The sequence below is a fragment of the Bradyrhizobium sp. SZCCHNRI20481 genome (assembly GCF_032485055.1).
In the GTDB taxonomy this organism is placed as follows: Bacteria; Pseudomonadota; Alphaproteobacteria; order Rhizobiales; family Xanthobacteraceae; genus Bradyrhizobium.
The window spans coordinates 168,850-193,357 of sequence record NZ_JAUEUE010000018.1; the positions used below are offsets into that span (position 1 = coordinate 168,850).

The window sequence follows — 24,508 nt, forward strand, 5'->3', positions numbered from 1 at the left end:
ACCACGCCGCCTCCTTGCGCCCACCCGCTTCCTGATCTCCGGTATCGGCCGTCGTGCTGCGGACGGCCTATGCCGCGGTCGGTGCCTCGGCCAATCCCCATTCCGGGGGCAGCGTGCGGAACGCCAGATGGGTGCCGGCATTCAGCGGCGCCGTCTTGAAGCCGAACCGGTGCCAAGCCAGCGCCAGCGCATGCTGGGTGTAGATCGAGATGTGGCCGTTGCGCGGCGCGATGTACCACCAGGACATGCCCTGGCTGTCGAAGTCGTCCGGCTGGGTCAACGTCGAGTAGAACACCGCGCCCGGTTCGGCCACGCAGGCCGCCATGGCTCCGATCGTCGCCAGCGGATCGGGCACGTGCTCCAGCGTCTCGAAGCAGGTGACGAGATCGAACTTGCGATCGGGGCGGGTGGCGTGCTCGGCCACCATCGGATCATAGGTGACCGCTTCCGCAAAGCCTTGAGCACGCAGGCCGGTGCAGAACACGTCGTTGCCGCCGCCGAAGTCGAGCACCCGCATGCCGGCCTTGTGTGGCGCCCAGAAGCGGGCGACGGCCGCCGCATTGTCGGTCGGGCGCTTGACCCGATAGTCGGGATCCACGGCTTCGTAGCCGTCGTTGTAGATGTGGGTCTTGAACTGCTCGATGCTCCAGTCGTCGAAGGCGTCGGTGAACAGAAAGCCGCAGTCCGCGCAGCGCCGGTAATAGATGGGCACACCCGAGAGCGGCGCGCGATACGCATGCGCCGTCTGGCATGGGCGGTTCATGTCGACGACGCCGTAGAGGTCGGCAGGACCGTCACAGATCTTGCAAGGAACAGGCGCGTTGGAGATCGGTCGGAGGCCAAGGTTGGCAGACATGTTGGATCCGGTCAGTGGGGAGACGGGGACCCGGCCGCGCCGATTCGTGTGTGCTTCAGGCGCTCTCGCGAATCGGCAAGGGCGAGCAGCTGCCATGATGGAATGGTATTGGATTAATACCAACGCTCGCGGGCACCAGCCTGCAGCGCTCCTCTACTTGCAAATCAGTTGCATTAAAGGTCGGTTTCGTTCAGGATAGCGGAATGGACGCAAAACCGTCAGATCTTTCGCAACTGCAAGCCTTGGTTCAGCCCAGCGACAGCCGCTCCGGCTGGCGCGGTGAGCGCGGTGAGCCCTCTCTCGGCGACATGTTCGCGACGGTGCGAACCGCAACCAAGGGGTCGCTCTGGCGAAAGCTGCTCGCCTTTCTCGGACCCGGCTATCTGGTCGCGGTCGGCTACATGGACCCCGGCAATTGGGCGACCTCGCTCGCCGGCGGTGCCAAGTTCGGCTACGTGCTATTGTCGGTCGCGCTGCTGTCCAACCTGATGGCGATCGTGCTGCAGTCGCTGTGCACCCGGCTCGGCGTCGCCACCGGCCGCGACCTGGCCCAGGCGTGCCGCGATTCGACGCCGCGCTGGGTTTCGTTGCCGCTGTGGCTGTCGGCGGAGATCGCGATCACGGCCACCGACCTCGCCGAGGTGATCGGTACTGCGATCGGTCTCAGCCTGCTGTTCGGGCTGCCGCTGTCGATCGGCGTCTGCGTCACCGCGCTCGATGTCTTCCTGATCCTGGCGCTGCAGGCCTTCGGCTTCCGTTGGATCGAGGCGTTCGTGGTCGCGCTGCTCGGCATCATCGCGCTGTGCTTCGCGATCCAGATCGCGATGGCGCAGCCGGACTGGGCCGAGGTGGTGAAGGGCTTCGTCCCCAGCGGACAGCTGGTCGCCAACCCGGAGATGCTCTATCTGGCGCTCGGCATTCTCGGCGCTACCGTGATGCCGCACAATTTGTATCTCCACTCGGGTCTGGTCCAGACCCGCGGCTACGGTGACAGCCCAGAGGACAAGCGCGAGGCGATCACGCTCTCCACGATCGATTCGACCATCGCGCTGTGCCTTGCGCTGACCATCAACGCCTCGATCCTGATCCTGGCGGCGGCGACGTTCCACCGGACCGGACAACGCGACGTCGCCGAGCTTGATCAGGCGCATTCCTTCCTGGCGCCGCTGCTCGGGTCGACGCTGGCACCGACGCTGTTTGCGATCGCGCTTTTGTGCTGCGGCCTGAATTCGACGATCACCGCGACCCTGTCCGGTCAGATCGTGATGGAAGGCTTTCTTCACTGGCGGATCGCGCCCTGGCTGCGCCGGCTGATCACCCGCATGATCGCAATCGTGCCGGCCGTGGTGGTGACGATCTGGGCCGGCGAGAAGGCCACCGGGCAGCTCCTGATCCTCAGTCAGGTCGTGCTCAGCCTGCAATTGCCGTTCGCGATCGTGCCGCTGGTGCTGCTCACCGCGAGCCGGGCCAAGATGGGGCAGTTCGTGGCGCCGCGCTGGCTGACGGCGCTCGCGACCTTGATCGCGGTGGTGATCATCGCGCTCAATACCAAGCTGGTGTGGGATCTGGCCACGGGATGATGAGGAGAGGCGAATAGCGAAGGGGAAAAGCGAATAGGGACGTTCGAAGCTTCGAAGCGCTCTATTCGCCACTCCCCATTCGCTATTCGCCTCCTCTAGTCCTGCGGCTCGGGCGCGGTGTCGCCTTCGGCATCCACGCGCAGCCAGCCGGCAGCCGCGAGACGTTGTTGCGGCAGATAGCGACTCTTGTAGTCCATCTTCTTCGAACCCTCGATCCAGTAGCCCAGATAGACGTAGGGCAGGCCCTGGCGCCGCGCCCGGGCGATGTGGTCGAGGATCATGAAGGTGCCGAGCGAGCGGGTGGTCTCCGAGGGGTCGAAGAACGAGTACACCATCGACAGGCCGTCGCTGAGCACGTCCGTCAGCGCCACTGCGACCAGTTCGCCGCTGCGGGCATTCGGACCGTTGCTCAGATTGCGGCGGCGGTACTCGATGATTCGTGTCTCGACATGGCTGTCCTCGACCATCATGGCGTAATCGAGCACCGTCATGTCGGCCATGCCGCCATGACGATGGCGCTGATCGAGATAGCTGCGGAAGATCGAATATTGCTCGGAGGTCGGCACGGCGCTGCGCTGCTCGCCGACCAGATCGGAATTGCGCGCGAGCACCTTGCGGAAGTTGCGCGAGGGGCGGAATTCGTTGGCGATCACGCGGACGGACACGCAGGCCCGGCATTGGTCGCAGGCCGGCCGGTAAGCGATCGACTGGCTGCGGCGGAAGCCGCCATGGGTCAGGAGGTCGTTGAGATCGGTCGCCTTGTCGCCGACCAGATGCGTGAACACCTTGCGTTCCTGCCGCCCCGGCAGATAGGGGCAGGGCGAGGGCGCGGTCAGGTAGAATTGCGGGGTGTCACGCGAATGCTGGGTCAAGGAACGTCGTGAGCCTCCGAGGCGATCATCAACAGAATTGCGCTCCGGAGGCGGCCGGTCAATCGCTTTTGCAGTGCCACCGGACGTCTCATCAGGTGCGAGCCGGTTCAGTCAGTTGCGAGCGCACGGACGTGTTGATCACGACGGTACCGAGCACGAAATCGTGCAGCAGCCGGCGGCGGCTGTTGAACAGTCCGATCAGCAGCACGAACGGCGACAACGCCGAGACCGAGACCCAGAAGCAGACCGCGTGCACGGCACCGAGCACGAAATAGCCCGGCGCGCCATACCAGGTCCGTACCTCCAGATCCATCACCCGCATGCCGATCGTCGCCGAGTTCGGCCCGCCGATCGTTGCGCCGTAGTAGACGATGGCCCAGATCACCGCAGCCGGCGACACCAGCCAGAACAACGCCCAGCCGAGACCCAGCGTGATCACGCCGAACACGGCAATGAAGATCACCGCCAGGATCACCGGGACCGAGAGCACCAGGAGATCGATCAGGAACGCAATCATCCGCCGCGTCAGCACGCCGCGAAACAATTCCGGCTGCTGATAGGGATCGTAGGCGTGTGGCCGAGCACCGGGACCGCCATTGCTATCGCCTGAACCCATATACGCCATGAATAAGCCCTCCGGATTGGCACCCAGGACATGGGAACCCCTCTTGCGCTTGCAAGGGCTGTTCTTGCACGGGGCGCGGCAAATTTCCGGCCATTTCGCGACTTGTAAGCCAGAACTTCGCGAGCCGGCGGCCCGCGCAGGCGAAAGGAGCGGCGCGCTCAAGGAGCGTGGGGGTCTTGGAAAGATCCCAGCGCCTCCTCAACGCTGCTGCCGCAGCCGCTCGGCAGCTTGCGGGGCGAAATAGGTGAGCACGCCGTCGGCGCCGGCGCGCTTGAACGCCAGCAGGCTTTCCATCATCGCCCGGTCGCCGTCGATCCAGCCATTGTTGGCGGCGGCCGTGATCATCGCGTATTCGCCCGACACCTGATAGGCGAAGGTCGGCATGCTGAACGTGTCCTTCACGCGCCTGACGACGTCGAGATAGGGCATGCCCGGCTTCACCATCACCATGTCGGCGCCCTCGGCGATGTCGAGCTCGACCTCGCGCAGCGCCTCGTCGGAGTTGGCGCTGTCCATCTGATAGGTGCGCTTGTCGCCGGTCAGCGTCTTGGCCGAGCCGATCGCGTCGCGGAACGGGCCGTAGAAGGCGGAGGCATATTTGGCCGCATAGGCCATGATCTGCACGTCGAGGAAGCCGGCTTGATCCAGGGCCTGGCGGATCGCGCCGACCCGGCCGTCCATCATGTCCGACGGCGCGATGATGTCGCAGCCGGCCTCGGCCTGGACCAGGGCCTGGCGCACCAGCACGGCGACCGTCTCGTCGTTGAGAATGCGGCCGTCCTTGATGAGGCCGTCATGACCGTGGCTGGTGAACGGATCGAGCGCGACGTCGCAGAGCACGCCGATCTCCGGGAACTCCTTCTTGATCGCACGCACCGCCTGGCAGACCAAATTGTCCGGGTTGCAGGCTTCGGAGCCGTGCTCGTCGCGCAGCGACGGCTCGGTATAGGGGAACAGCGCGATGCAGGGAATGTCGAGCTTGGCGGCACGCTCGGCATCGCGGACGATCTCGTCCACGCTCAGCCGCTCCACGCCCGGCATCGAGGCGACGGTGCTGCGGGTCCGGTCGCCCTGCACCACGAACAGGGGCCAGATCAGGTCGTCCGTCGTCAGCACGTTCTCGCGCACCAGCCGGCGTGCCCACTCGGCCTTGCGGTTGCGGCGGGGACGGATGGTGAGGTCGAGCGCCGGCGTCAGTCCAGTGGCCGGATTGCGCGCGGTGTCGCGCAGGTCGATCGGGCGCCCGAATTTGATCGCCATGAGGGCTGGCTCCTTGCTGACCGGCGAGCCGGATTTTGACTTGTTGTAATTCCAACAATCTGTAGCACTTTGCCCGTCGCCCGTCACTTGACCTGACGCAAGCGGCCCGGTTGATTTCCGGCCCGGTTGATTTCACGGTCCGGCCGGCCAAGAATCGCCATGCTCCTGGTCTTGAGAGGCCCCAATGACGACCCGCCTGTTCTGCTCGAGCTGCCATGGCTGAGATTCCCTCGGCGCGAGATCTGGCGCGTGACAACGCCGCCATGTCGATTGCCGCCATGTCCTCGGATCGGCGCGAGAGCGACGACAATGTCTGGACGCGGCGGCTCGTGCTGTTCCTGCGGGTCATGGCCATGCTCTCGATTGCCAAGGGCCTTTACCATTGGGCCCAGGTGACCGGCTTCATCGGCGGCGAGGACGACGCGTTCGAGAACCAGGCGATGGCCTGGCAGGCCGCGACGGTCTATTTCGCGGTGATCGAGCTCGTCGCCGCCGTGGGCCTGTGGCTGGCCACGCCGTGGGGCGCGGTGGTGTGGCTCACCACGGTCGTCTCGATGGCGGTCATCGAGCTCATGTTCCCGGGCATCTATGGCGGCAATCTGCTGGTGGTCGCGGGCGAGGCGGTCATGCTCGCCGCCTACCTCGTACTGGCCTGGATGGCGGCCCGGGAGCGGCCACCATAGGTCGTGCGGAAAATTCGTTGCACGCTGTAAATCTTTTCAGCGCGATGCAAGTAATGTTTCGAACACCTTAAGAGCGTCCGCCACAGCTGTTACAGAGACCTTAGCAGCGCTACCCAAGCGTGTTTTGTAATGCGACAGGTGGGTGAAACGAACCGCGAACATCGTCCCTCGACCGTCAACGGACTCTTGCAAAAGCCTCTGTAATTACTGAATTAAAAGAGGATTCACTCTCCGCGATTCATTCTCTCTTTATGCTCTTATTTAAGGCGATCTTCAAAGCACGCCCCTTAAGTTCGTTCTATCAGACGGGACAAAAGTTTCGTCGAATAAGTCGACAAAAACGACGACAGGGGAAGTGTCATGATGAAAGCCGTTGCGACGGCCGTGGAGACTGCTGCGCCGGGCCAGGGCGGCACCGTGCAGTCGCTCTATCTGGAAGCACTGACGCTGGTGGAGCGGCTGCATCGCCGTCTGCTCGACGTCATCAAGGACGAGTTCGACCGCCGTGGTCGTTCCGATATCAATTCGGTCCAGGCGCTGCTGCTCTACAACATCGGCGACAAGGAGCTGACCGCGGGCGAGCTGCGCACGCGCGGCTACTATCTCGGCTCCAACGTCTCCTACAACCTGAAGAAGCTGGTCGAGCTCGGCTTCCTCGATCACCAGCGCTCGCGCGTCGATCGCCGCTCGGTCCGCATCCGCCTGACCCCGCAGGGGCAGGAGATCCGCCGCATCGTCGACTCGCTGTATCAGAAGCACGTCAAGACCGTAGAGCAGGTCGGCGGCATTTCGAGCGAGGAGTTCTCCACGCTCAACAAGTCGCTGCATCGTCTCGAGCGGTTCTGGACCGACCAGATCCTGTATCGCCTCTGAGCCAGTCTCACCGTTTCGGCTGAGCCGGCTCAGACATCGAGAGCCAAGACCGGACAGCCATTGATCGTCTGGAAGTCGTTCTTGCGCCGGCCCCTTCGGGCCGGCGTTTTCTTGTTCGCCTTGGCAAAAACCTTGGCAAAAACCCCGGTCCGAATTGGAACCAATCGAGGCTCCTGGGCTTATGTCCCTGGACCGGAGGTCGGACCATGCTGCACGATGCCGGAATGCAAGTCATGAACGTGGCGATGGTTGGGGATGCCTATGCCATCGCCTCCAACTATCTGCGTCTCTCCGGCGAGCTGCCAGAGGAGTTCGCGCCGAACGAGAGACTTGTCGACATCATCGTTCAGCTGATTCACCGCGGAGAATTCAACAAGCTCAAGCTCGCCAACAAGGCGATCTCGATGTTCAAGTCTGCCTGACGGCCTGACGTTCAAGAGGGGATGATATGGAAGCCGCCATCGATCGCATCATGCACACTTACGACCTGCTGGCGAACCGCACCGCCGCGGCGAGCGACGAGGCGCGCCGCAAGGTGAGCGCCTATATCCAGACCTTGTTCGAAGCCGGCGAGCGCGATCCGCACCGCCTGACGGTATGCGGCCTGACCTATCTGCGTCAGCTCGATGGCCGCGTCGATCCGGTGAAGGCGGGCTACACCGGCCTTTGATTTCTTTCGGTGCGGCATTGCTCGCCGCGCGCTTGCCTCACAACCTGTATGAGACCGTCCGGTTTCATGCAGGTTGTTTGTATTTGGGGGGCGATGCATTTGGTGTCCCGAGTCATTGTCGTGGCAGGAATCTTGGCCTTCGCGTGCGGTGAGCTGAGCCTGCCCACGAAGAGTATGGCTGAGACGGTTTGACCCCAGAAGGGACCGAACAGTCGAGAAGCACTGGCCAGAATAGGCGCCTGCGCAGCGACGACGATCACGAAAATTGCTGATCGGTTTGATGAGCCGCTGTCGCCTACCCCGTTCAAGCGCGGCGAGAAGCGCGGCAAGTATGGTGATCCCATTATGGATCCGGGGACGCACGTGCTGTACCAGAGCGGTGCCGAGCAGATCGACGCAGAGTGGAACGCCGCCGTGGCCCATTCCAAACTGGGCGATCCCGTGCCTCTGCACCGTCTGGAAGCCGAAGAATTGCCCGCCCGGCGATGATCGGGGGCGAATCTACAAGGCGACCAATCTCCGGACCAAGGAAACGTGGCAGATGTCGGAAAGCTGGCACTCCTGCGGCGGGGCTTGAGCAGGGCTTGCTCTGGACCTCGTCCACCATATCTGGCGCAAATATCCGGTTTGACCCGCAACCGCTTGGCCTGTCCCTTGGCCTGCCGCCGCCCATATGGTAAGGGCAGGGGTCTTTTCCGACCGACTTCACTGAACCGACCGCAGGCCACCTAAGGCCTTGCGGACGTGGAGATATTCCGCCGATGACCGCTTCCAGCGCCAAGCCCGCCTCGTCAGTCGATTCCTTCTTCTCCGCCACCCTGGCCGAGGCCGATCCCGAGATCGCCGCCGCCATCAAGGGTGAGCTCGGTCGGCAACGACACGAGATCGAGCTGATCGCCTCGGAAAACATCGTCAGCCGGGCGGTCCTGGAGGCCCAGGGCTCGGTGATGACCAACAAGTACGCGGAAGGGTATCCGGGCGCGCGCTATTATGGCGGCTGCGAATGGGTCGACGTCGCGGAGAACCTCGCGATCGACCGCGCCAAGAAGCTGTTCGGCGCCAATTTCGCCAACGTCCAGCCGAACTCCGGCAGCCAGATGAACCAGGCCGTGTTCCTGGCGCTCCTGCAGCCCGGCGACACCTTCATGGGCCTCGACCTCGCCGCCGGCGGCCATCTCACCCACGGCTCGCCGGTCAACATGTCCGGCAAGTGGTTCAAGGCCGCGCATTACACGGTCCGCCGTGACGATCATCTGATCGACATGGATGCGGTCGCCAAGCAGGCCGAGGAGGTCAAGCCGAAGCTGATCATCGCCGGTGGCAGCGCCTACTCGCGCCCGTGGGACTTCAAGCGCTTCCGCGAGATCGCAGACCACGTCGGAGCCTACCTCCTGGTCGACATGGCGCACTTCGCCGGTCTCGTCGCCGGCGGCGTACATGCCTCGCCGGTGCCGCATGCCCACGTCACGACGACCACGACCCACAAATCGCTGCGTGGCCCGCGCGGCGGCCTGATCCTCTGGAACGACGAGGCGCTGACCAAGAAGCTGAACTCGGCGATCTTCCCGGGCCTGCAGGGCGGTCCGCTGATGCATGTGATCGCGGCCAAGGCGGTGGCCTTCGCCGAGGCGCTGCGGCCGGAGTTCAAGACTTACGCGAAGAACATCGTCGAGAATGCGAAGGCGTTGGCGGAATCGCTGCGCGCGCACGGCTTCGACATCGTCTCCGGCGGCACCGACAACCATTTGATGCTGGTCGACCTCCGGCCCAAGGCCCTGAAGGGCAACGTCTCGGAGAAGGCGCTGGTCCGCGCCGGCATCACCTGCAACAAGAACGGCATCCCGTTCGACCCCGAGAAGCCGTTCGTCACCTCGGGCCTGCGTCTCGGCACCCCCGCGGCGACCACCCGCGGCTTCGGCGTCGCCGAATTCCAGCAGGTCGGCAGCCTGATCGCCGAGGTGCTGAACGCGATCGCACAGGCGCCGGACGGCAGCGCGCCGCTGGTGGAAGCTGCGGTCAAGGAGAAGGTGAAGGCGCTGACCGACCGGTTCCCGATCTATCAGTAAGGCTTAACGCGAAATGCGCTGCCCGAGCTGCAACAGTCTCGATACGCAGGTGAAGGACTCCCGCCCCACCGAGGATTCCTCGGTGATCCGGCGGCGGCGGGTCTGCGTCGCCTGCAATTTCCGCTTCACGACCTTCGAGCGGGTGCAGCTGCGCGAACTGACCGTGATCAAGCGCAACGGCCGCCGCGTGCCGTTCGACCGCGACAAGCTGATGCGCTCGGTGCAGATCTCCTTGCGCAAGCGCTCGGTCGATCCGGAGCGGGTCGAGAAGATGGTGTCGGCGATCGTGCGGGAGCTCGAGAGCGGTGGCGAGTCGGAGGTGTCCTCGGAGGCGATCGGCGAGATCGTGATGGAGCATCTGCGCGATCTCGACGACGTGGCCTATGTCCGCTTCGCCTCGGTCTACCGCAATTTCCGCGAGGCCAAGGACTTCGAGGCCGTGCTCGGCGAGCTCTCGGCGGAGGACGAAGCACCGCGCCTCGCGCCGGTCCGCAAATGATCTTCCGGGTTCTGGTCGATCAGGTCGGCGAGAAGCTGAAGGCTCAGAAGGACGCCGACCGCCGCTTCATGCAGCTCGCGCTGACGCTCGGCCGCCGCGGGTTGGGGCGGACCTGGCCCAATCCCGCCGTCGGTGCCGTGGTGGTCAAGGACGGCGTGATCGTCGGCCGCGGCTGGACCCAGCCCGGTGGACGTCCTCATGGCGAGCCCGAGGCGCTGCGCCGTGCCGGGGAGGCAGCCAAAGGCGCCACGCTCTACGTGACGCTGGAGCCGTGCTCGCATGTCGGCAAGTCGCCGCCTTGCGTGGACGCGGTTATCGCAGCCGGAATCAGCCGCGTCGTCTCGGCGATCGAGGATCCCAATCCGGAGGTCGCAGGGCAGGGACATGCGAAGCTCCGCGCCGCCGGCATCCAGGTCGAGGTCGGCCTCTGCTCGGCGGACGCCAAGCGCGACCATTCGGGTCATTTCCGACGCATCCGCGACGGGCGGCCGCATGTGATCCTGAAGCTTGCCGTCTCGGCCGACGACAAGATTGCAGCCGCGGGCAACACGCCGGTCGCGATCACCGGCGAAGCGGCGCGGACGCGCGTGCATGTGTTGCGTGCCCAGAGCGACGCGATCCTGATCGGCGTGCGCACCGCGATCGCCGACGATCCGCTGCTGACCTGCCGGCTGCCCGGCATGGAATCCCGCTCGCCGGTCCGTGTCGTGCTCGACCCCGTCCTGCGCCTCCCGACCGCCAGCCGTCTGGTGCAGTCAGCGCGGACGACGCCGCTTTGGCTCGTTGCCTCTGAGGTGGCGGAGCCCGCCGCAGCGACCAAGCTGGGGGCCGCCGGCGCGCAGGTGATCCGCCTGCCGCCGCAGGTCGCACCGTCGGCACTGGAGCCACCCGCCGTGCTCAAGGCGCTCGCCGAGAAGGGCATCACCCGTTTGATGATCGAAGGCGGCAGCCGCGTCGCATCATCTTTCATGGCAAGTGGCCTGGTCGATGAAATCTGGCTGCTGCGTGGTCCCGGGGAGATCGGAGCGGACGGGATCGCTGCGCTGGATGCATTGCCGCTGACCGCAATCACGCAGTCGCCGGCCTATCGCGTTCGTGCTAGCGAAACGCTCGATCCCGACACCCTTACGATTTACGAGCGCGCGTAATGTTTACCGGCATCGTCACCGACATCGGCGAGATCGTCAGCCTGACGCCGCGGACCGAGGGCAAGCTGCACCGGCTGCGCATCGCCTGCAGCTACGACCAGGCCACGATCGCCGACGGCGCGTCGATCGCCAACAACGGCGTCTGCCTCACCGTCGTGCAGTCGGGCCTCACCGACGGCAAGACCTGGTTCGAGGTCGATGCCGCCGCGGAGACGCTGGCGCTGACCACGGCCAAGCACTGGCGCGTCGGAACGAAGCTGAACCTGGAACGGGCGCTGAAGATCGGCGACGAGCTCGGCGGTCACATCGTCTCGGGTCATGTCGACGGTATTGCGACCATCGTCAGCCGCGACGACCTGCCTGATATGGCGCGGTTCGTGCTGAAGACAACGCGGGATCTGGCGCGCTTCATCGCCACCAAGGGCTCAGTCACCCTCGACGGTGTCTCGCTCACGGTCAACACCGTCGACGAACTGGCCTTCTCGGTGCTGATCATTCCGCATACGCTGTCGGTCACCACGCTGTCGTCCTGGCAGGCCGGCGGCGAGGTCAATCTCGAGGTCGACCTGATGGCGCGCTATGCCGCGCGCCTCACGGAAATGAAGTAGCCTCGAAGGGGGCTTTCCGTCTTGGCTTTGCGGGCGCTGGCGCCTACAAGGCCAGCCCTGATTGCGAGGAGGCGCTGATGTGTCGTCTCGCAGCATGAGGCCGATTTCATCTCGCCCTTCGCGAGGCGGCCGGATGGCCGCTCCCTTGGGACGAGGCACCTGAAGACAATGGAAACAGAACCATGGCAGACGCACGGCGCGCGCCGCTCAAAGACCAGACCGACATCTCCGGCGCCCGGGCGCTGATCGTCGAGGCCCGCTTCTACGACGATCTTCAGGATGCCCTGCTGGAGGGCGCCACCGCCGAGCTGAAGGCGGCGGGCGTGGGCTATGATGTTCTCACGGTCACTGGATCGTTGGAGATTCCGGCGACCATTGCCATTGCGCTCGATGCGGCCGCCAAGAACAGCAAGCCCTATGATGCGGCGATCGCGCTCGGTTGCGTCATCCGCGGCGACACCATCCATTTCGAGATCGTGTCGCAGGAGTCCTCGCGGGCGCTGATGGACCTGTCGGTGGCGCGCGGCCTACCGCTCGGCAACGGCATCCTGACGGTCAACACCGAGGACCAGGCCTGGGCGCGTGCCCGCGTCTCGGAAATGAACAAGGGCGGCGATGCTGCGCGGGCCGCGCTCGCCGTGCTGCGCATCAAACGCCGTCTGGCGCGAGGCTGAGATGGCCGAGAGCAGCAACAAACCGTTCAAGGGCCCGGTCAGAGCAAACGATCGGAAGGCCAACCGGCGCGGCGCGGCGCGGCTTGCCGCCGTGCAGGCGCTCTACCAGATGGACATCGCCGGCGCCGGCATCAACGACGTGCTGGCCGAGTTCGAGAGCCACTGGCTCGGCAACGAGGTCGAGGGCGAGCAGTATCTGCCGGCCGAGGCCGCCTTCTTCCGCGACATCGTCTCCGGCGTGGTGCGCGACCAGACCAAGATCGATCCCGTGCTGGACAATGCGCTGGAGCGCGGCTGGCCGCTGCAGCGGATCGAGGCGATCTTGCGCGCGGTGCTGCGTGCCGGCGCCTATGAGCTGGAGCGGCGCAAGGACATTCCGGCGCGGGTCGTCGTGTCCGAATATGTCGACATCGCCCATGCCTTCGTCGAGCGCGACGAGACCGGCATGGTCAACGCCGTGCTGGAGCAACTCGCCCGGCAATACCGAGCCGACGAGATGGGGCCGAAGTAGCGATGGGGGGCGCCGGAGCACGATCGCTGCGAACCGGCGCGATGCCAGTCTCTTTCCTCGACTGTCATCACCCGCGACGGCGGGTGATCCCGTATTCCAGAGACGTTCAAGGGATACGGAAGGGCCGCGGCGTACTGGATCGCCCGGTCGAGCCGGGCTATGACAGCAGAGTGTGCAAAGTGTGGGGGACGAGCGCGTGACCCACAACCCCTCCGGCGAAGACTCCCTGATCGCCCGCTATTTCAAGCCGCTGGCGACCGACCCCGGCGCCTTCGGCCTCGTCGACGATGCCGCGATCATTCCGGCCAATGGTGACGACATCGTCGTCAAGACCGACGCCATCGTCGAAGGCGTCCATTATCTCGCCAGCGATCCCCCCGACACCATCGCGCGCAAGGCGCTGCGGGTGAACCTGTCCGATCTCGCCGCCAAGGGCGCCGTGCCCACCGGCTTCGTCCTGACGCTGGCGCTGCGCGAGAAGGACGAGGCGTGGCTGTCGGAGTTCGCGCGTGGCCTCGGCGAGGACGCGGCTGCGTTCGGCTGTCCGCTGCTCGGTGGCGACACCGTGTCGACGCCCGGTCCCGTGATGATCTCGATCGCAGCCTGGGGGCGGGTGCCTAGGGGCCGGATGGTGCATCGCTTCGGGGCGCGTCCCGGCGACCGGGTGATGGTCACGGGAACGATCGGTGATGCTGCGCTCGGCCTGTGCATGCTGACGGGCACAGCGGAGGCGGCGGCGCTGGCCGACGATCCCGTCGCGCGGGATATGCTGATCGGCCGCTATCGCACGCCGCAGCCGCGCAATGCCCTGGCCGCGGCCGTGAGAGACTACGCGACCGCCTCGATGGACGTCTCCGATGGCCTCGCAGGCGACCTGATCAAGCTCTGCGCCGCCTCTTCCGTGAGCGCCGACATCACGCTGTCACACATTCCACGATCGCCGGCGGCGGCGAAGCTGCTCGCTGTCGGGGCCGCGCAGCTTGAAAGCATGATCTCCGGCGGCGACGATTACGAGATCCTCTGCACTGTTCCCGCAGCGCAATGCGCAGCCTTCCGTGGCGCAGCCGAGACGGCGGGCGTTGCCGTCACCGACATCGGCGCCATCGTCGAAGGAACGCGAGCCCCGCGCTTCCTGGACGGGCAGGGCCGTCCCGTCACACTGACGCGCTTGTCCTTCAGCCACTTCTGACACCTATTTGCACCGCACAATGCGACCAAAGAAGCGTCTGAATTTGGAGCGGTTCAGGCGTCGCGGCGTTGCGTCATCATGGCGATTTTGGCAAGCTTCATGATGTTCGAGGCGGCTCCGCCCGGGGCTGCCTGACAGGGGGCGTGCGTCGCACCAGCGCGGCGTGACGTAGTTAGAAAAGCAAAGAGCCGAGGAAACTAAATGTCAGCTTTATGGGTGATCGTGCTCTGCGGAGCGCTGTCGATCGTCTATGCGATCTGGGCCACACAATCGGTGCTCAGCGCAGACGCCGGCAATGCGCGCATGCAGGAAATCGCGGCGGCCGTGCGTGAGGGCGCGCAGGCCTATCTTCGCCGCCAATACATGACGATCGGAATCGTCGGTGTCGTGATCTTCGTGCTCCTTGCGTATTTCCTCGGCATGCTCGTCGCGATCGGCTTTGCGATCGGCGCGATCCTCTCCGGCGCGGCTGGCTTCATCGGCATGAACGTGTCGGTGCGCGCCAACGTCCGCACGGCACAGGCGGCCATCACCTCGCTCGCCGGCGGCCTCGAACTCGCCTTCAAGGCCGGCGCCATCACCGGTCTGCTCGTGGCCGGTCTCGCACTACTCGGCGTCACCATCTATTTCGGCATCCTGACCGGCTTCATGAAGCTCGCGCCGGACAGTCGCACCGTGATCGACGCGCTGGTCGCGCTCGGCTTCGGTGCCTCGCTGATCTCGATCTTCGCCCGTCTCGGCGGCGGCATCTTCACCAAGGGCGCCGACGTCGGCGGTGACCTCGTCGGCAAGGTCGAAGCCGGCATCCCGGAGGACGATCCGCGCAACCCCGCGACCATTGCCGACAACGTCGGCGACAACGTCGGTGACTGCGCCGGCATGGCGGCCGACCTGTTCGAGACCTACGCGGTGACCGCGGTCGCCACCATGGTGCTGGCGGCGATCTTCTTCGCCAAGTCGTCGCTGTTGACCAACATGATGACCCTGCCGCTCGCCATCGGCGGCATCTGCATCATCACCTCGATCGCCGGCACCTTCTTCGTCAAGCTGGGGGCCAGCCAGTCGATCATGGGCGCGCTCTATAAGGGCCTGATCGCGACCGGCGTCCTCTCGCTCGGCGGCGTGGCGCTGGCCATCGCCTGGCTGATCGGCTTCGGCAAGCTCGACGGCGTCGACTACACCGGCACGGCGCTGTTCATGTGCGGCGTGGTCGGCCTGGTCGTCACCGGCCTCATCATCTGGATCACCGAATACTACACCGGCACCGACTTCCGCCCGGTGAAGTCGATTGCGGCGGCCTCGGTGACCGGTCACGGCACCAACGTGATCCAGGGCCTCGCCATCTCGATGGAGTCGACCGCGCTGCCTGCGATCGTCATCATCGCCGGCATCCTGGTCACTTATAGCCTGGCCGGCCTGTTCGGCATCGCGATCGCCACCACGACCATGCTCGCTCTGGCCGGCATGATCGTCGCGCTCGACGCCTTCGGCCCGGTCACCGACAATGCCGGCGGCATCGCCGAGATGGCCGGCCTGCCGAAGGAGGTCCGCAAGTCGACCGACGCGCTCGACGCGGTCGGCAACACCACCAAGGCGGTCACCAAGGGCTACGCGATCGGCTCGGCCGGTCTCGGCGCGCTGGTGCTGTTCGCGGCCTATAACCAGGACCTGCAGTTCTTCATCGCGGATTCGGCGCACCATCCCTATTTCGCGGGGATCAAGCCGGACTTCTCGCTGAACAACCCTTATGTCGTGGTTGGTCTCTTGTTCGGCGGCCTGCTGCCGTATCTGTTCGGCGCGATGGGCATGACCGCGGTCGGCCGTGCGGCCGGCGCAATCGTCGAGGAGGTGCGCCGGCAGTTCCGCGAGAAGCCGGGCATCATGCAGGGCACCGACAAGCCGGACTACGGCAAGGCGGTTGACCTGCTGACCAAGGCGGCGATCAAGGAGATGATCATCCCCTCGCTGCTGCCGGTGCTGTCGCCAATCGTCGTGTACTTCCTGATCTACGCCATCGCGGGCGGCGGCGCGGCCGGCAAGTCGGCGGCGTTCTCGGCCGTCGGCGCCATGCTGCTCGGCGTCATCGTCACCGGCTTGTTCGTCGCGATCTCGATGACCTCAGGCGGCGGCGCCTGGGACAACGCCAAGAAGTACATCGAGGACGGCCACTACGGCGGCAAGGGCTCGGATGCTCACAAGGCGGCGGTGACGGGTGACACCGTCGGCGACCCCTACAAGGACACGGCCGGCCCCGCGGTGAACCCGATGATCAAGATCACCAACATCGTGGCCCTGCTGCTGCTGGCGATCCTCGCGCACTGAGCGGGGCGATGTCCTGACCAATAAAGGCCCCGCGGCGCGAGCCGCGGGGTTTTTCATTGTCTCTCGTTGTGTCGTGACGCCGTCTATTCCGCCGCGCGCTGCCGCGTCCGATACGACTGCAGCGTGCTCTGCGCCATGCGCGGCTGCATTTGCGAGAAGCTCGCCAGATGCTGGTCGAGCTGTGGGCGTGCGCTGCCGCTGGCGCTCGCCTGCATGAACAGCAGCGTCGTCGTGGTGACCCAGGACAGGTCGAGCGCCTTGGCGAGCACCAGGAGCTGATCCGACTGGTTGCGCACGAAGGCGCGCTCGACCACGTCGAGCGGCAGCTTGCACATCAATGACAGCGCCAGCGTGACCTTGTCGAAGCTGGCTTCCTTGGCGAAGCCGTGCAGTTGCGCCTCGTGGAGCTGGCCGGTCGCGTGCAGCAGCTCGACATAGTCCTTGGCGGTGACGAAATCGGCAGAGCACGTCCGCGCGGCGGCCTGCAGATGATCCGAAGCCGGCGCCACGGCGAGCTCGACGATCTCGGCCCGCGCCGCATCAGCGCTGGCGAGCTGGCTGCGCACCGCGTCGGAGGCTTCGACGAACAGCCGAACCAGCACCTCGCGTGGGCTGTCGGTTCGGCTCCAGAGCTTCAAGGCGAGGCCGGGATCTTCGGATGCCTTCGTCACCAGGCCGGAGAAGCCGTGATCGGAGAAGCGCGCGCCGCCATTGCTGGCGGTGTTCGAAACGACGGCCTGATTGCCGCGATCGACCAGAACGTCGGTGACGGATTCGGTGAGGATCTTGCGGTCGGAGATCGCGAGCAGATGCTCCTGGCCCCGGGTCTGCGCGGTCGCGACCAGGGTCTCGTCGTCGAGCCGTTCGCTCTGGCGCAGCACGGAACCTGCCACCGCGATCGTCTCGTCGCTGGCGAGCAGCCGGAGCAGCCGCGGCGGTGCGTCAGGCAGCACCGCGAGCCGGCTGCCGAGCTGCGCCCGCGCCGCAATGGCGACGTTGTCGAGCAGCTTGAACAGCACGTGGTCGAACAGATCGACATGTTCTTCGGTGAACTTGCCCGAGCCCACGACGAACAGGTCGGTGACGCGCTCCAGGATCTCGGCGCGCCGCGACACGTATCGGCTGGCGAGAATGTCTTCGAGCTGGTGGAGAACGCTGTTGGGCAAGGCACGGCTCATGCGATGGACATCGCCGGCGCCTGCCCCTCGGACGGTGATCGGACCGCATCCACGCGAGGTCGTCGGCCCGGCATCGGCTGATGGTATCTCGCAATCAGATCAAGGACGCGCGGCCGCCATCTATCGCACCATCCCGCTTAAGGTGCCGTTACACCACGAACCCTATTCCAATGCTCCACCGAGACGCGGCGCCGCCGGGCCCAGGGCTACTTCACGTCCATCTGCAGGCCTTCCTTCTGGATGATCGACGCGAACTTGGCTGTCTCGGCCTGGACGAAGTCGCCGAACTGCTGCGGCGTGCCGTAGTCGGCGCGGGCGCCCATGGCCGCGATGTTCTTAGCGATGTCCTCACGCGCGAGCATCGCCTTGACCTGCAGGTTGAGCGCACTGACGATCTCCGGCGGGCAGGCCTTGGGCAGGAACACGCCGAACCAGGACGACACGTCGAACTTGGCCAGCTCCGGCGCGCTTTCGCGCATCGTCGGCAGGTCGGGCGCATTGGCGCTGCGCTCCGGCGTGGTGACGCACAGGCCAGTGAGCTTGCCGTCCTGCACCTGCGGCAGCGACGGAAACAGATTGTCGAACAGGATCTGGATGTCGCCGGCGAGCGCGGCCTGCAGCGCGGGGCCGGCGCCGCGGAACGGGATGTGCGTCATCTTCAACCCGGTGAGCTGCAGGAACCAGGCGCCGGTGAGATGCGGGCTCTGGCCGACGCCTGACGAGCCGTAGTTGAGCTTGTCGGGATTGGCCTTGAGGTAGGCGATCAGCTCCGGGATCGACTTGATCCCGGTCGACGGATGCGCCGAGACGATGTTCGGGATGCGGATCATGTTGGACACCGCCTGCAGCTGATCCGGCTTGTAGGCGAGGTTGCGGAAGATCGAATAGGCGATCGCGTTGGGACCGGGATTGCCGATCAGGATCGTGTACCCGTCCCCCTTGGTGTTGCGCGCGACCTCGGCGGTGCCGATCGTGCCGCCACCGCCGGAGCGATTCTCGACCACCGCCGATTGTCCCCAAACCGTCTGCAGATGCGCGGCCAGCAGCCGTCCCATCACGTCGGTGCTGCCGCCGGGCGCGGCGGGCACGATCAGCTTGATCGTCTCGGTCGGACGCCAGTCGGCGAGACTCGTGCGCGGCAGAATGGCGGCGGTCGACAGCGCTGCGGCTCCGGACAGAAGCCTGCGGCGCGACAGCGCGATGCAATGAGCCAATGATTCCTCCCTGCTCTTGTTTTGCAGCAGGGTAGGGAAGATTGCAGCGCCAGAGCAAGCAGGCCAATTGCGCGCGAGCTGCGCAATTCAGCGCAGCGGTCCGGCTTTGTGCCGTGGCCCGGAATCACATTCCGGGCTGCGGCGATCGTGTCGGGATCAGTTGAAGCTGAGCAGCTTGAACAGCGGTGTCAGGTAGCTGAGCTCCTGGCCGGAGGTCGGCGTGGTGCGGCTGACGAAGTCGAAGATCTTGCCGTCCTTCATGCCGTAATTGGCGAGCCGCCGGACCTGGCGGTTCTTGTCGAAATAGATCGCGATGACGCGCTGATCGACCACCTTCTGGTTCATGAAGGCGACAGGGCGCTCGGCGCGCTGGGAGATGTAGTAGAATACCTCGCCGTCGAGCGTCGCCACAGTCGACGGCGTGCCCATCACGATCAGCACCTGGTCCTGGCTGGCGCCGATCGGGATCTGCTCCAGCGCGCCGGGGGGCATGATGTAGCCCTTCTGGAACTGCTCGCCGGTGCAGGCGGCCAGCGCCAGACAGGTCAGCGCGATCGCGCCGGCGGTGCGCAGTCGGGTGCTCAGGCCGCGGGAGAGCAGGCGGGCAGTCGTTCGCATTGTCTGGGTCATCTTCTTCAGATCGGATCCCGTCCCCTTGCGTCGGGCAGGGCGTTGACGTACCGGGCAAACTTGCGGATTGCAACATGCCCCCGAACAGGGTCAGGGAAACTCGACCGCGGAACCGTCATGCTCTGGCCATTCAACCTTCTCAGCAAATCCCGACCGTCCCCGCGCGGAACCATCGAGCCGATCTATGGCACGATCGTGGCACAAACCCGAGACCCGTTGTTTTATAGACACTTGAATGTCCCCGACACGGTCGAGGGACGGCTCGATCTGCTGATTCTGCACCTGTGGCTGGTGCTGCGGCGGCTGCGCGGGGTGGGGTCGGAGCTATCGCAGGCGCTATTCGACCGCTTCTGCGACGACATGGACGACAATCTGCGCGAGATGGGGGTGGGGGATCTCACCGTGCCGAAGCGGATGCAGAAGTTCGGCGAGGCATTCTATGGCCGCACCGCCGCCTATGACCTCGCCTGGTCCGAGAGCGAGGCCCGGCTGGCGGAGGCGCTGCAGAAGAATATCTTGAACGGGGAGCATCCGGACAGCGCGGCCGGACTTGCCGCCTATGCGGCGCGGGTGGCCGCGCACCTCGCCGCTCTCGACGACAACAGGCTGCTCGGCGCCGGCTGGAGCTTCCCGCAGCCGGTGCAGCAGGACTAGCGAGATGAGCAGAGACACAGACACATCGCGACAGACGGGGCGAGATCCGGCGAAGGATCCCTGGCGGGCGCCGCCGGTGATCGTGGCGCAGATTCCGGAGGTCGGCCTGCATCGCGAGATCGAGGCCGACGAGGCCACGCGCCGCGCGCTCGCCGCGCTTGCCGAGCTGCGCGAGGTCATCTCGGCCCATGCCTCGTTCGACGTCGTCCAGAAGCGCGACGGCAAGGTGCATGTCGAGGGCCGGGTGCGGGCCCGGATCGGTCAGACCTGCGTCGTCACGCTCGATCCGATCGAGATCGAGATCGACGAGCCGATCGACCAGATGTTCGCCCCGCCGGAGCAGATTCCCGAGCTTGCCGATCTGGTCGAGGACGATCCCAACAGCGAGGTGGAGACGGCTGATCCGCCGGAGCCGATCATTGGCGGGCAGATCGACCTCGGCCGGCTTGCCGCCGACGCGCTGTTCCTGGGGATCGATCCCTATCCGCGCAAGCCGGGTGCCGTGTTCGAGCAGCCGATGGCGGCAGCCGCCGAGCCGGAGGACCATCCCTTCGCGGCGCTGAAGGCGCTGAAATCGGCAGATGCCGCCGCCCCGGGCGCGGTCAAAGCGAAGAAAACGGGTGAGGATTGACGCGCCGTTGTGCAGGCCGGAAGCGGTCGATCCTGTCACAAAGCCTCTCGAAATCCTCTCAAGCTGCTGATTTCGATGGCAAAGACGGGTCCCTGCTGGCCCCGGACCGCGTGGCGGTTGCAAATTGCATTGCCCCCGGGAGGTTGTTTCGACACGGAGAGACGCTATTGTCGCGCCCGGGTCGGGGTGCGACGAAAAGGCCCGGACGGCCTCTGGCCTGTCCATCGGCCGCGCAATGCCTCTGAACGACCGCCAAACACGGCCAAGCAAGTCACGGCCAAGACGAGACAAAGCTCGAGATCAGGTTTCCGGGACGTCATGCCTCAAAAGGTTCGAATCGCGCTGGACGCCATGGGCGGGGATTTCGGCGCGGCCATCGTCATTCCCGGTGCTGCGATCGCACTGAGCCGCCATCCGGATGCGGAGTTTCTGCTGTTCGGCGATAGCGCCAAGATCGTACCCGAACTCGACCGGCATCCGCGGCTGAAGGCCGTCTCGCGGGTCATCCACACCGACGTCGCCGTCAGCATGGAGGACAAGCCGAGCCAGGCGCTCCGGCGCGGCCGAAAGACCTCGTCGATGTGGCTCGCGCTCGAGGCGGTCAAGAAGGGGGAGGCCGACGTCGCGGTATCCGCCGGCAACACCGGCGCGCTGGTGGCGATGGCGCGCTTCTGCCTGCGCACGCTGGACGGGATCGACCGGCCGGCTCTGGCCGCGATCTGGCCGACCGCGCGCGGCGAATCGGTCGTGCTCGACCTCGGTGCGACGATCGGCGGCGATGCCCACCATCTCGTCGCGCTGGCCGTGATGGGCGGCGCGCTGGCGAGCGTGCTGTTCAACAAGCCGCGGCCGACCGTCGGCCTTCTCAACATCGGCGTCGAGGAGATCAAGGGCCATGAGGAGATCCGCGAGGCGGCCGAGCAGCTGCGCGCGATGAACCTGCCGCAGCTCGACTATATCGGCTTCGTCGAGGGCGACGGCATTGGCAAGGGTGCGGCCGACGTGGTCGTGACCGAGGGCTTCAGCGGCAACATCGCTTTGAAGACGGCCGAGGGCACCGTCCGCCAGGTCACGGATTTCCTGCGCGGCGCGATCCAGGCGAGCTGGCTTGCACGGATCGGCTATCTGTTGGCCCGCGGCGCCTTTGCCGCTTTGCGGGCCCGGCTCGACCCGCGCAAATCCAACGGCAGCGTGGTGCTCGGCCTCAAGGGCATGGTGGTCAAGAGCCACGGTGGAACCGACGCCGAGGGCTTTGCCTCGGCGGTCAGGGTTGGCTATGAGATGGCCCGCTACGATCTCCTGACCAAGATCAATCAAACACTCAATCCCGACGGCGGCGCGCCGGCGTCCGAACCCGTCGCCCAGGAGGCTGTCTCGTGACAATTCGTTCGGTCGTGCTCGGCTGTGGCTCCTACCTCCCGCAGCGGGTCGTGACCAATGCCGAGCTGGCAAGCCGCATCGAGACCTCGGACGAGTGGATCGTCCAGCGCACCGGCATCCGTGAGCGCCATGTCGCAGCCGAGGGCGAGTTCACCTCACATCTGGCGGTCAACGCGGCCCGGGCCGCCCTTGCGGCGGCCGACGTCGATCCGCAGTCGATCGACCTGATCGTGCTCGGCACCTCGACGCCGGACAACACCTTTCCGGCGACCGCGGTCGCGGTCCAGAACGAACTCGGCATCCACCATGGCGCGGCGTTCGACCTGCAGGCGGTCTGCTCGGGCTTCGTCTTTGCGCTCGCCACCGCCGACAATTTCCTCCGCAGCCGCTCGTTCAAGCGTGCGCTCGTGATCGGCGCCGAGACCTTCTCGCGCATCCTCGACTGGAACGACCGCACCACCTGCGTGCTGTTCGGTGACGGCGCGGGCGCGCTGATCCTGGACGCCCAGGAGCAGGGCGGCACGTCGGCCGATCGCGGCGTATTGACCACGCATCTGCGCTCCGACGGTCGCCACAAGGCCAAGCTCTATGTCGACGGCGGTCCGTCCTCGACCCAGACCGTCGGGCATCTGCGGATGGAGGGCCGCGAGGTGTTCAAGCACGCGGTCGGCATGATCACCGACGTGATCGTCGACGCCTTCGATGCCACCGGCCTGTCGGCCGAGACCATCGACTGGTTCGTGCCGCACCAGGCCAACAAGCGAATCATCGACGCTTCGGCGCACAAGCTGCACATCGCGCCGGAGAAGGTGGTATTGACGGTCGATCGGCATGGAAATACCTCCGCTGCCTCGATCCCGCTGGCGCTGGACGTGGCCGTCAAGGACGGCCGCATCAAGAAGGGCGACGTGGTTTTGCTGGAGGCGATGGGCGGCGGCTTCACCTGGGCCTCGGCCCTGGTGCGCTGGTGAGCCTGCCGTGCGGCGGGATTACGCCCAGAGATCGACACTACGGCCTGTACTTCTATTCACGCTGCTGTTGACCACCGCCGCTTAACCTCTTAATTTCCGGAGCGAATTATTCGCCGTGAGTTTGGGGCAGGCGATGGCGGGAACCGGAAAAACAGTCACACGCGTCGATCTCTGCGAGGCAGTCTACCAGAAGGTGGGGCTGTCGCGCACGGAGTCGTCTGCATTCGTCGAGCTGGTCTTGAAAGAGATCACCGACTGCCTCGAGCGCGGCGAGACGGTCAAGCTATCGTCCTTCGGGTCGTTCATGGTGCGCAAGAAGGGGCAGCGCATCGGACGAAACCCCAAGACCGGCACGGAAGTGCCGATCTCGCCGCGGCGGGTCATGGTGTTCAAGCCGTCCGCGATCCTGAAGCAGCGCATCAACGGCCAACAGGGCAGCGGCAAGATGAACGGCGAGGCCAGCGCTGAGTTCGGCGCCGAGCCGGAATAGGGCCGGGGCCGTCGCCCCGCCGCATTGTCGGCAGGGCCGTGACGAACGCGTATCGTTCGTCCCGCGTACAGTTCGTCCCGCGTACAGTTCGTCCAATCTATTCAGCGTAGTCTTCCACTTTCTTGTCAGCACGATCGAAGGGGAACGGGCATTTGGACAAGGCGCCGGATGCGTTTCGGACGATCAGCGAGGTCGCGCAGGAGCTCGACATTCCGCAGCACGTGCTGCGGTTTTGGGAGACCCGGTTCGCCCAGATCAAGCCGATGAAGCGGAGCGGGGGCCGGCGCTATTACCGGCCCGACGACGTCGACCTGCTCAAGGGCATCCGGCGCCTGCTCTATGGCGAAGGCTACACCATCAAGGGGGTGCAGCGGATCCTGAAGGAGCACGGCGTCAAGTCGGTCCAGGGACTGGCCGACAGCTCCGCCGCGGTCTCGTTCGGGGCCATGGAGGAGACGCTCGGCCAGGCCCTCATGGAGGAGGAGCCGCTGGGGGAGGCCGAGGTCGAATCGGAGGACGAGGAGGAGACCTCCGACGAGGAGGGCATCGACTTCCGCTTCGTCGACACCGAGGACGACATCCTCGACACCTTCCGGGTCGGCCCGCCCGCCCGCGCCGGCATGAAGCCGGAGGAGCGCGACAAGCTCCAGGGCGTGCTCAAGGAGCTGCTCGACTGCCGCGCGCTGCTCGATCGCGCCATGAAAGAGGTGTGAGGGGCGCCTGCTGCCCTAAACACAGGATGAGCCGACGGCGCCAAGCCATTTGCCAGTTCGGAGCCGCAGCGGCGCCACGAGTCGGCTGCGCTCTCCTCCCCCTTGTGGGGAGGGGTTGGGGGTGGGGGTCCCCGACGGTATGAACCGGGCTGAGTCCTGACAATTCAGACCGGGTTGATTCCTGACAGGCAAGCTTCGTCCGATTCGAAGG

Annotated in this window: 27 protein-coding genes; 20 read left to right on the top strand and 7 right to left on the bottom strand. The window is 65.6% G+C overall.

The features are described 5' to 3' along the window. Positions 1–67: 67 nt before the first annotated feature. On the bottom strand, positions 68–856 hold the full coding sequence (locus QX132_RS27110; protein WP_315740232.1) for a class I SAM-dependent methyltransferase: 789 nt from the start codon (positions 854–856) through the stop codon (positions 68–70). A gap of 203 nt (positions 857–1,059) precedes the next feature. Here QX132_RS27110 and QX132_RS27115 point away from each other — a divergent pair, with 203 nt between their 5' ends. Beyond that, positions 1,060–2,436, top strand: coding sequence for an Nramp family divalent metal transporter (locus QX132_RS27115; protein ID WP_315786322.1), 1,377 nt, complete (start codon positions 1,060–1,062; stop codon positions 2,434–2,436). Positions 2,437–2,531: 95 nt separating this feature from the next. Here QX132_RS27115 and QX132_RS27120 read toward each other — a convergent pair whose 3' ends face one another. The 3 genes from QX132_RS27120 to hemB all read right to left on the bottom strand — a co-directional run bounded on the left by QX132_RS27120 (position 2,532) and on the right by hemB (position 5,193). Next, on the bottom strand, positions 2,532–3,308 hold the full coding sequence (locus QX132_RS27120) for an arginyltransferase (protein WP_315773141.1): 777 nt from the start codon (positions 3,306–3,308) through the stop codon (positions 2,532–2,534). Between the two features lie 91 nt (positions 3,309–3,399). Then, positions 3,400–3,933 carry an RDD family protein gene (locus QX132_RS27125; protein ID WP_315798028.1) on the bottom strand — a complete coding sequence of 178 codons (534 nt, stop codon included), beginning with the start codon at positions 3,931–3,933 and terminating at the stop codon, positions 3,400–3,402. Between the two features lie 198 nt (positions 3,934–4,131). After that, on the bottom strand, positions 4,132–5,193 hold the full coding sequence (hemB, locus tag QX132_RS27130) for a porphobilinogen synthase (RefSeq protein WP_315758572.1): 1,062 nt from the start codon (positions 5,191–5,193) through the stop codon (positions 4,132–4,134). A gap of 215 nt (positions 5,194–5,408) precedes the next feature. Here hemB and QX132_RS27135 point away from each other — a divergent pair, with 215 nt between their 5' ends. The 13 genes from QX132_RS27135 (at position 5,409) to QX132_RS27195 (ending at position 16,436) form a co-directional block, all read left to right on the top strand. Next, entirely contained in the window at positions 5,409–5,876 is a 468-nt protein-coding gene (locus QX132_RS27135; RefSeq protein WP_315740227.1) for a DUF6163 family protein, read from the top strand. 360 nt (positions 5,877–6,236) lie between these two features. After that, positions 6,237–6,749: a transcriptional regulator LdtR gene (gene ldtR / locus QX132_RS27140; protein WP_008962376.1), complete on the top strand. Its 513-nt coding sequence runs from the start codon at positions 6,237–6,239 to the stop codon at positions 6,747–6,749. 206 nt (positions 6,750–6,955) lie between these two features. Continuing rightward, positions 6,956–7,171 carry a hypothetical protein gene (locus QX132_RS27145; protein WP_315740226.1) on the top strand — a complete coding sequence of 72 codons (216 nt, stop codon included), beginning with the start codon at positions 6,956–6,958 and terminating at the stop codon, positions 7,169–7,171. Between the two features lie 26 nt (positions 7,172–7,197). Then, a complete protein-coding gene (locus QX132_RS27150) occupies positions 7,198–7,419 on the top strand; it encodes a hypothetical protein (RefSeq protein WP_315711437.1) in 222 nt (73 codons plus the stop codon). 363 nt (positions 7,420–7,782) lie between these two features. After that, on the top strand, positions 7,783–7,908 hold the full coding sequence (locus QX132_RS27155) for a hypothetical protein (RefSeq protein WP_315775162.1): 126 nt from the start codon (positions 7,783–7,785) through the stop codon (positions 7,906–7,908). A gap of 272 nt (positions 7,909–8,180) precedes the next feature. Beyond that, complete coding sequence (gene glyA / locus QX132_RS27160; RefSeq protein ID WP_315740224.1) at positions 8,181–9,485, top strand: serine hydroxymethyltransferase; 1,305 nt, start codon at positions 8,181–8,183, stop codon at positions 9,483–9,485. A gap of 13 nt (positions 9,486–9,498) precedes the next feature. Continuing rightward, complete coding sequence (gene nrdR / locus QX132_RS27165; RefSeq protein ID WP_315798029.1) at positions 9,499–9,984, top strand: transcriptional regulator NrdR; 486 nt, start codon at positions 9,499–9,501, stop codon at positions 9,982–9,984. Next, positions 9,981–11,132: a bifunctional diaminohydroxyphosphoribosylaminopyrimidine deaminase/5-amino-6-(5-phosphoribosylamino)uracil reductase RibD gene (gene ribD / locus QX132_RS27170; protein ID WP_315773142.1), complete on the top strand. Its 1,152-nt coding sequence runs from the start codon at positions 9,981–9,983 to the stop codon at positions 11,130–11,132. The genes nrdR and ribD overlap by 4 nt, the downstream gene beginning before the upstream one ends. Continuing rightward, on the top strand, positions 11,132–11,740 hold the full coding sequence (locus QX132_RS27175) for a riboflavin synthase (RefSeq protein ID WP_315775156.1): 609 nt from the start codon (positions 11,132–11,134) through the stop codon (positions 11,738–11,740). Before ribD ends, QX132_RS27175 begins: the two co-directional genes overlap by 1 nt. Positions 11,741–11,922: 182 nt before the next feature. Then, positions 11,923–12,414 (top strand): 6,7-dimethyl-8-ribityllumazine synthase, encoded by a 492-nt coding sequence (gene ribH / locus QX132_RS27180; RefSeq protein ID WP_315798030.1) that lies wholly within the window; start codon positions 11,923–11,925, stop codon positions 12,412–12,414. 1 nt (position 12,415) lies between these two features. After that, the gene (nusB, locus tag QX132_RS27185) at positions 12,416–12,925 is read left to right on the top strand and encodes a transcription antitermination factor NusB (protein ID WP_315798031.1); all 510 of its coding nucleotides are present in this window, start codon (positions 12,416–12,418) and stop codon (positions 12,923–12,925) included. A gap of 196 nt (positions 12,926–13,121) precedes the next feature. Then, complete coding sequence (gene thiL, locus QX132_RS27190; RefSeq protein WP_315773147.1) at positions 13,122–14,114, top strand: thiamine-phosphate kinase; 993 nt, start codon at positions 13,122–13,124, stop codon at positions 14,112–14,114. A 201-nt stretch (positions 14,115–14,315) separates the two neighbouring features. After that, complete coding sequence (locus QX132_RS27195; RefSeq protein ID WP_315740218.1) at positions 14,316–16,436, top strand: sodium-translocating pyrophosphatase; 2,121 nt, start codon at positions 14,316–14,318, stop codon at positions 16,434–16,436. Positions 16,437–16,519: 83 nt separating this feature from the next. Here QX132_RS27195 and QX132_RS27200 read toward each other — a convergent pair whose 3' ends face one another. The 3 genes from QX132_RS27200 to QX132_RS27210 all read right to left on the bottom strand — a co-directional run bounded on the left by QX132_RS27200 (position 16,520) and on the right by QX132_RS27210 (position 19,446). Next, on the bottom strand, positions 16,520–17,602 hold the full coding sequence (locus QX132_RS27200) for a DUF2336 domain-containing protein (RefSeq protein ID WP_316163316.1): 1,083 nt from the start codon (positions 17,600–17,602) through the stop codon (positions 16,520–16,522). Between the two features lie 218 nt (positions 17,603–17,820). Then, a complete protein-coding gene (locus tag QX132_RS27205) occupies positions 17,821–18,828 on the bottom strand; it encodes a tripartite tricarboxylate transporter substrate binding protein (protein WP_316163308.1) in 1,008 nt (335 codons plus the stop codon). Between the two features lie 156 nt (positions 18,829–18,984). Next, positions 18,985–19,446 carry an outer membrane protein assembly factor BamE gene (locus QX132_RS27210; RefSeq protein ID WP_315740216.1) on the bottom strand — a complete coding sequence of 154 codons (462 nt, stop codon included), beginning with the start codon at positions 19,444–19,446 and terminating at the stop codon, positions 18,985–18,987. 129 nt (positions 19,447–19,575) lie between these two features. On the opposite strand from QX132_RS27210, the gene QX132_RS27215 reads away from it, so the two are divergent. From QX132_RS27215 to QX132_RS27240, 6 genes are all read left to right on the top strand, one after another. Continuing rightward, a complete protein-coding gene (locus QX132_RS27215; protein WP_315740215.1) occupies positions 19,576–20,112 on the top strand; it encodes a ubiquinol-cytochrome C chaperone family protein in 537 nt (178 codons plus the stop codon). Positions 20,113–20,116: 4 nt separating this feature from the next. Continuing rightward, complete coding sequence (locus QX132_RS27220) at positions 20,117–20,743, top strand: DUF177 domain-containing protein (RefSeq protein WP_316163309.1); 627 nt, start codon at positions 20,117–20,119, stop codon at positions 20,741–20,743. Between the two features lie 318 nt (positions 20,744–21,061). Further along, positions 21,062–22,123 (top strand): phosphate acyltransferase PlsX, encoded by a 1,062-nt coding sequence (gene plsX, locus QX132_RS27225; RefSeq protein ID WP_315775148.1) that lies wholly within the window; start codon positions 21,062–21,064, stop codon positions 22,121–22,123. Then, positions 22,120–23,094: a beta-ketoacyl-ACP synthase III gene (locus QX132_RS27230; protein ID WP_316163310.1), complete on the top strand. Its 975-nt coding sequence runs from the start codon at positions 22,120–22,122 to the stop codon at positions 23,092–23,094. Before plsX ends, QX132_RS27230 begins: the two co-directional genes overlap by 4 nt. 133 nt (positions 23,095–23,227) lie before the next feature. Further along, entirely contained in the window at positions 23,228–23,584 is a 357-nt protein-coding gene (locus QX132_RS27235) for an integration host factor subunit alpha (protein WP_315758632.1), read from the top strand. A gap of 152 nt (positions 23,585–23,736) precedes the next feature. Beyond that, positions 23,737–24,297 carry a MerR family transcriptional regulator gene (locus QX132_RS27240; RefSeq protein ID WP_316163311.1) on the top strand — a complete coding sequence of 187 codons (561 nt, stop codon included), beginning with the start codon at positions 23,737–23,739 and terminating at the stop codon, positions 24,295–24,297. Positions 24,298–24,508 lie beyond the last annotated feature (211 nt).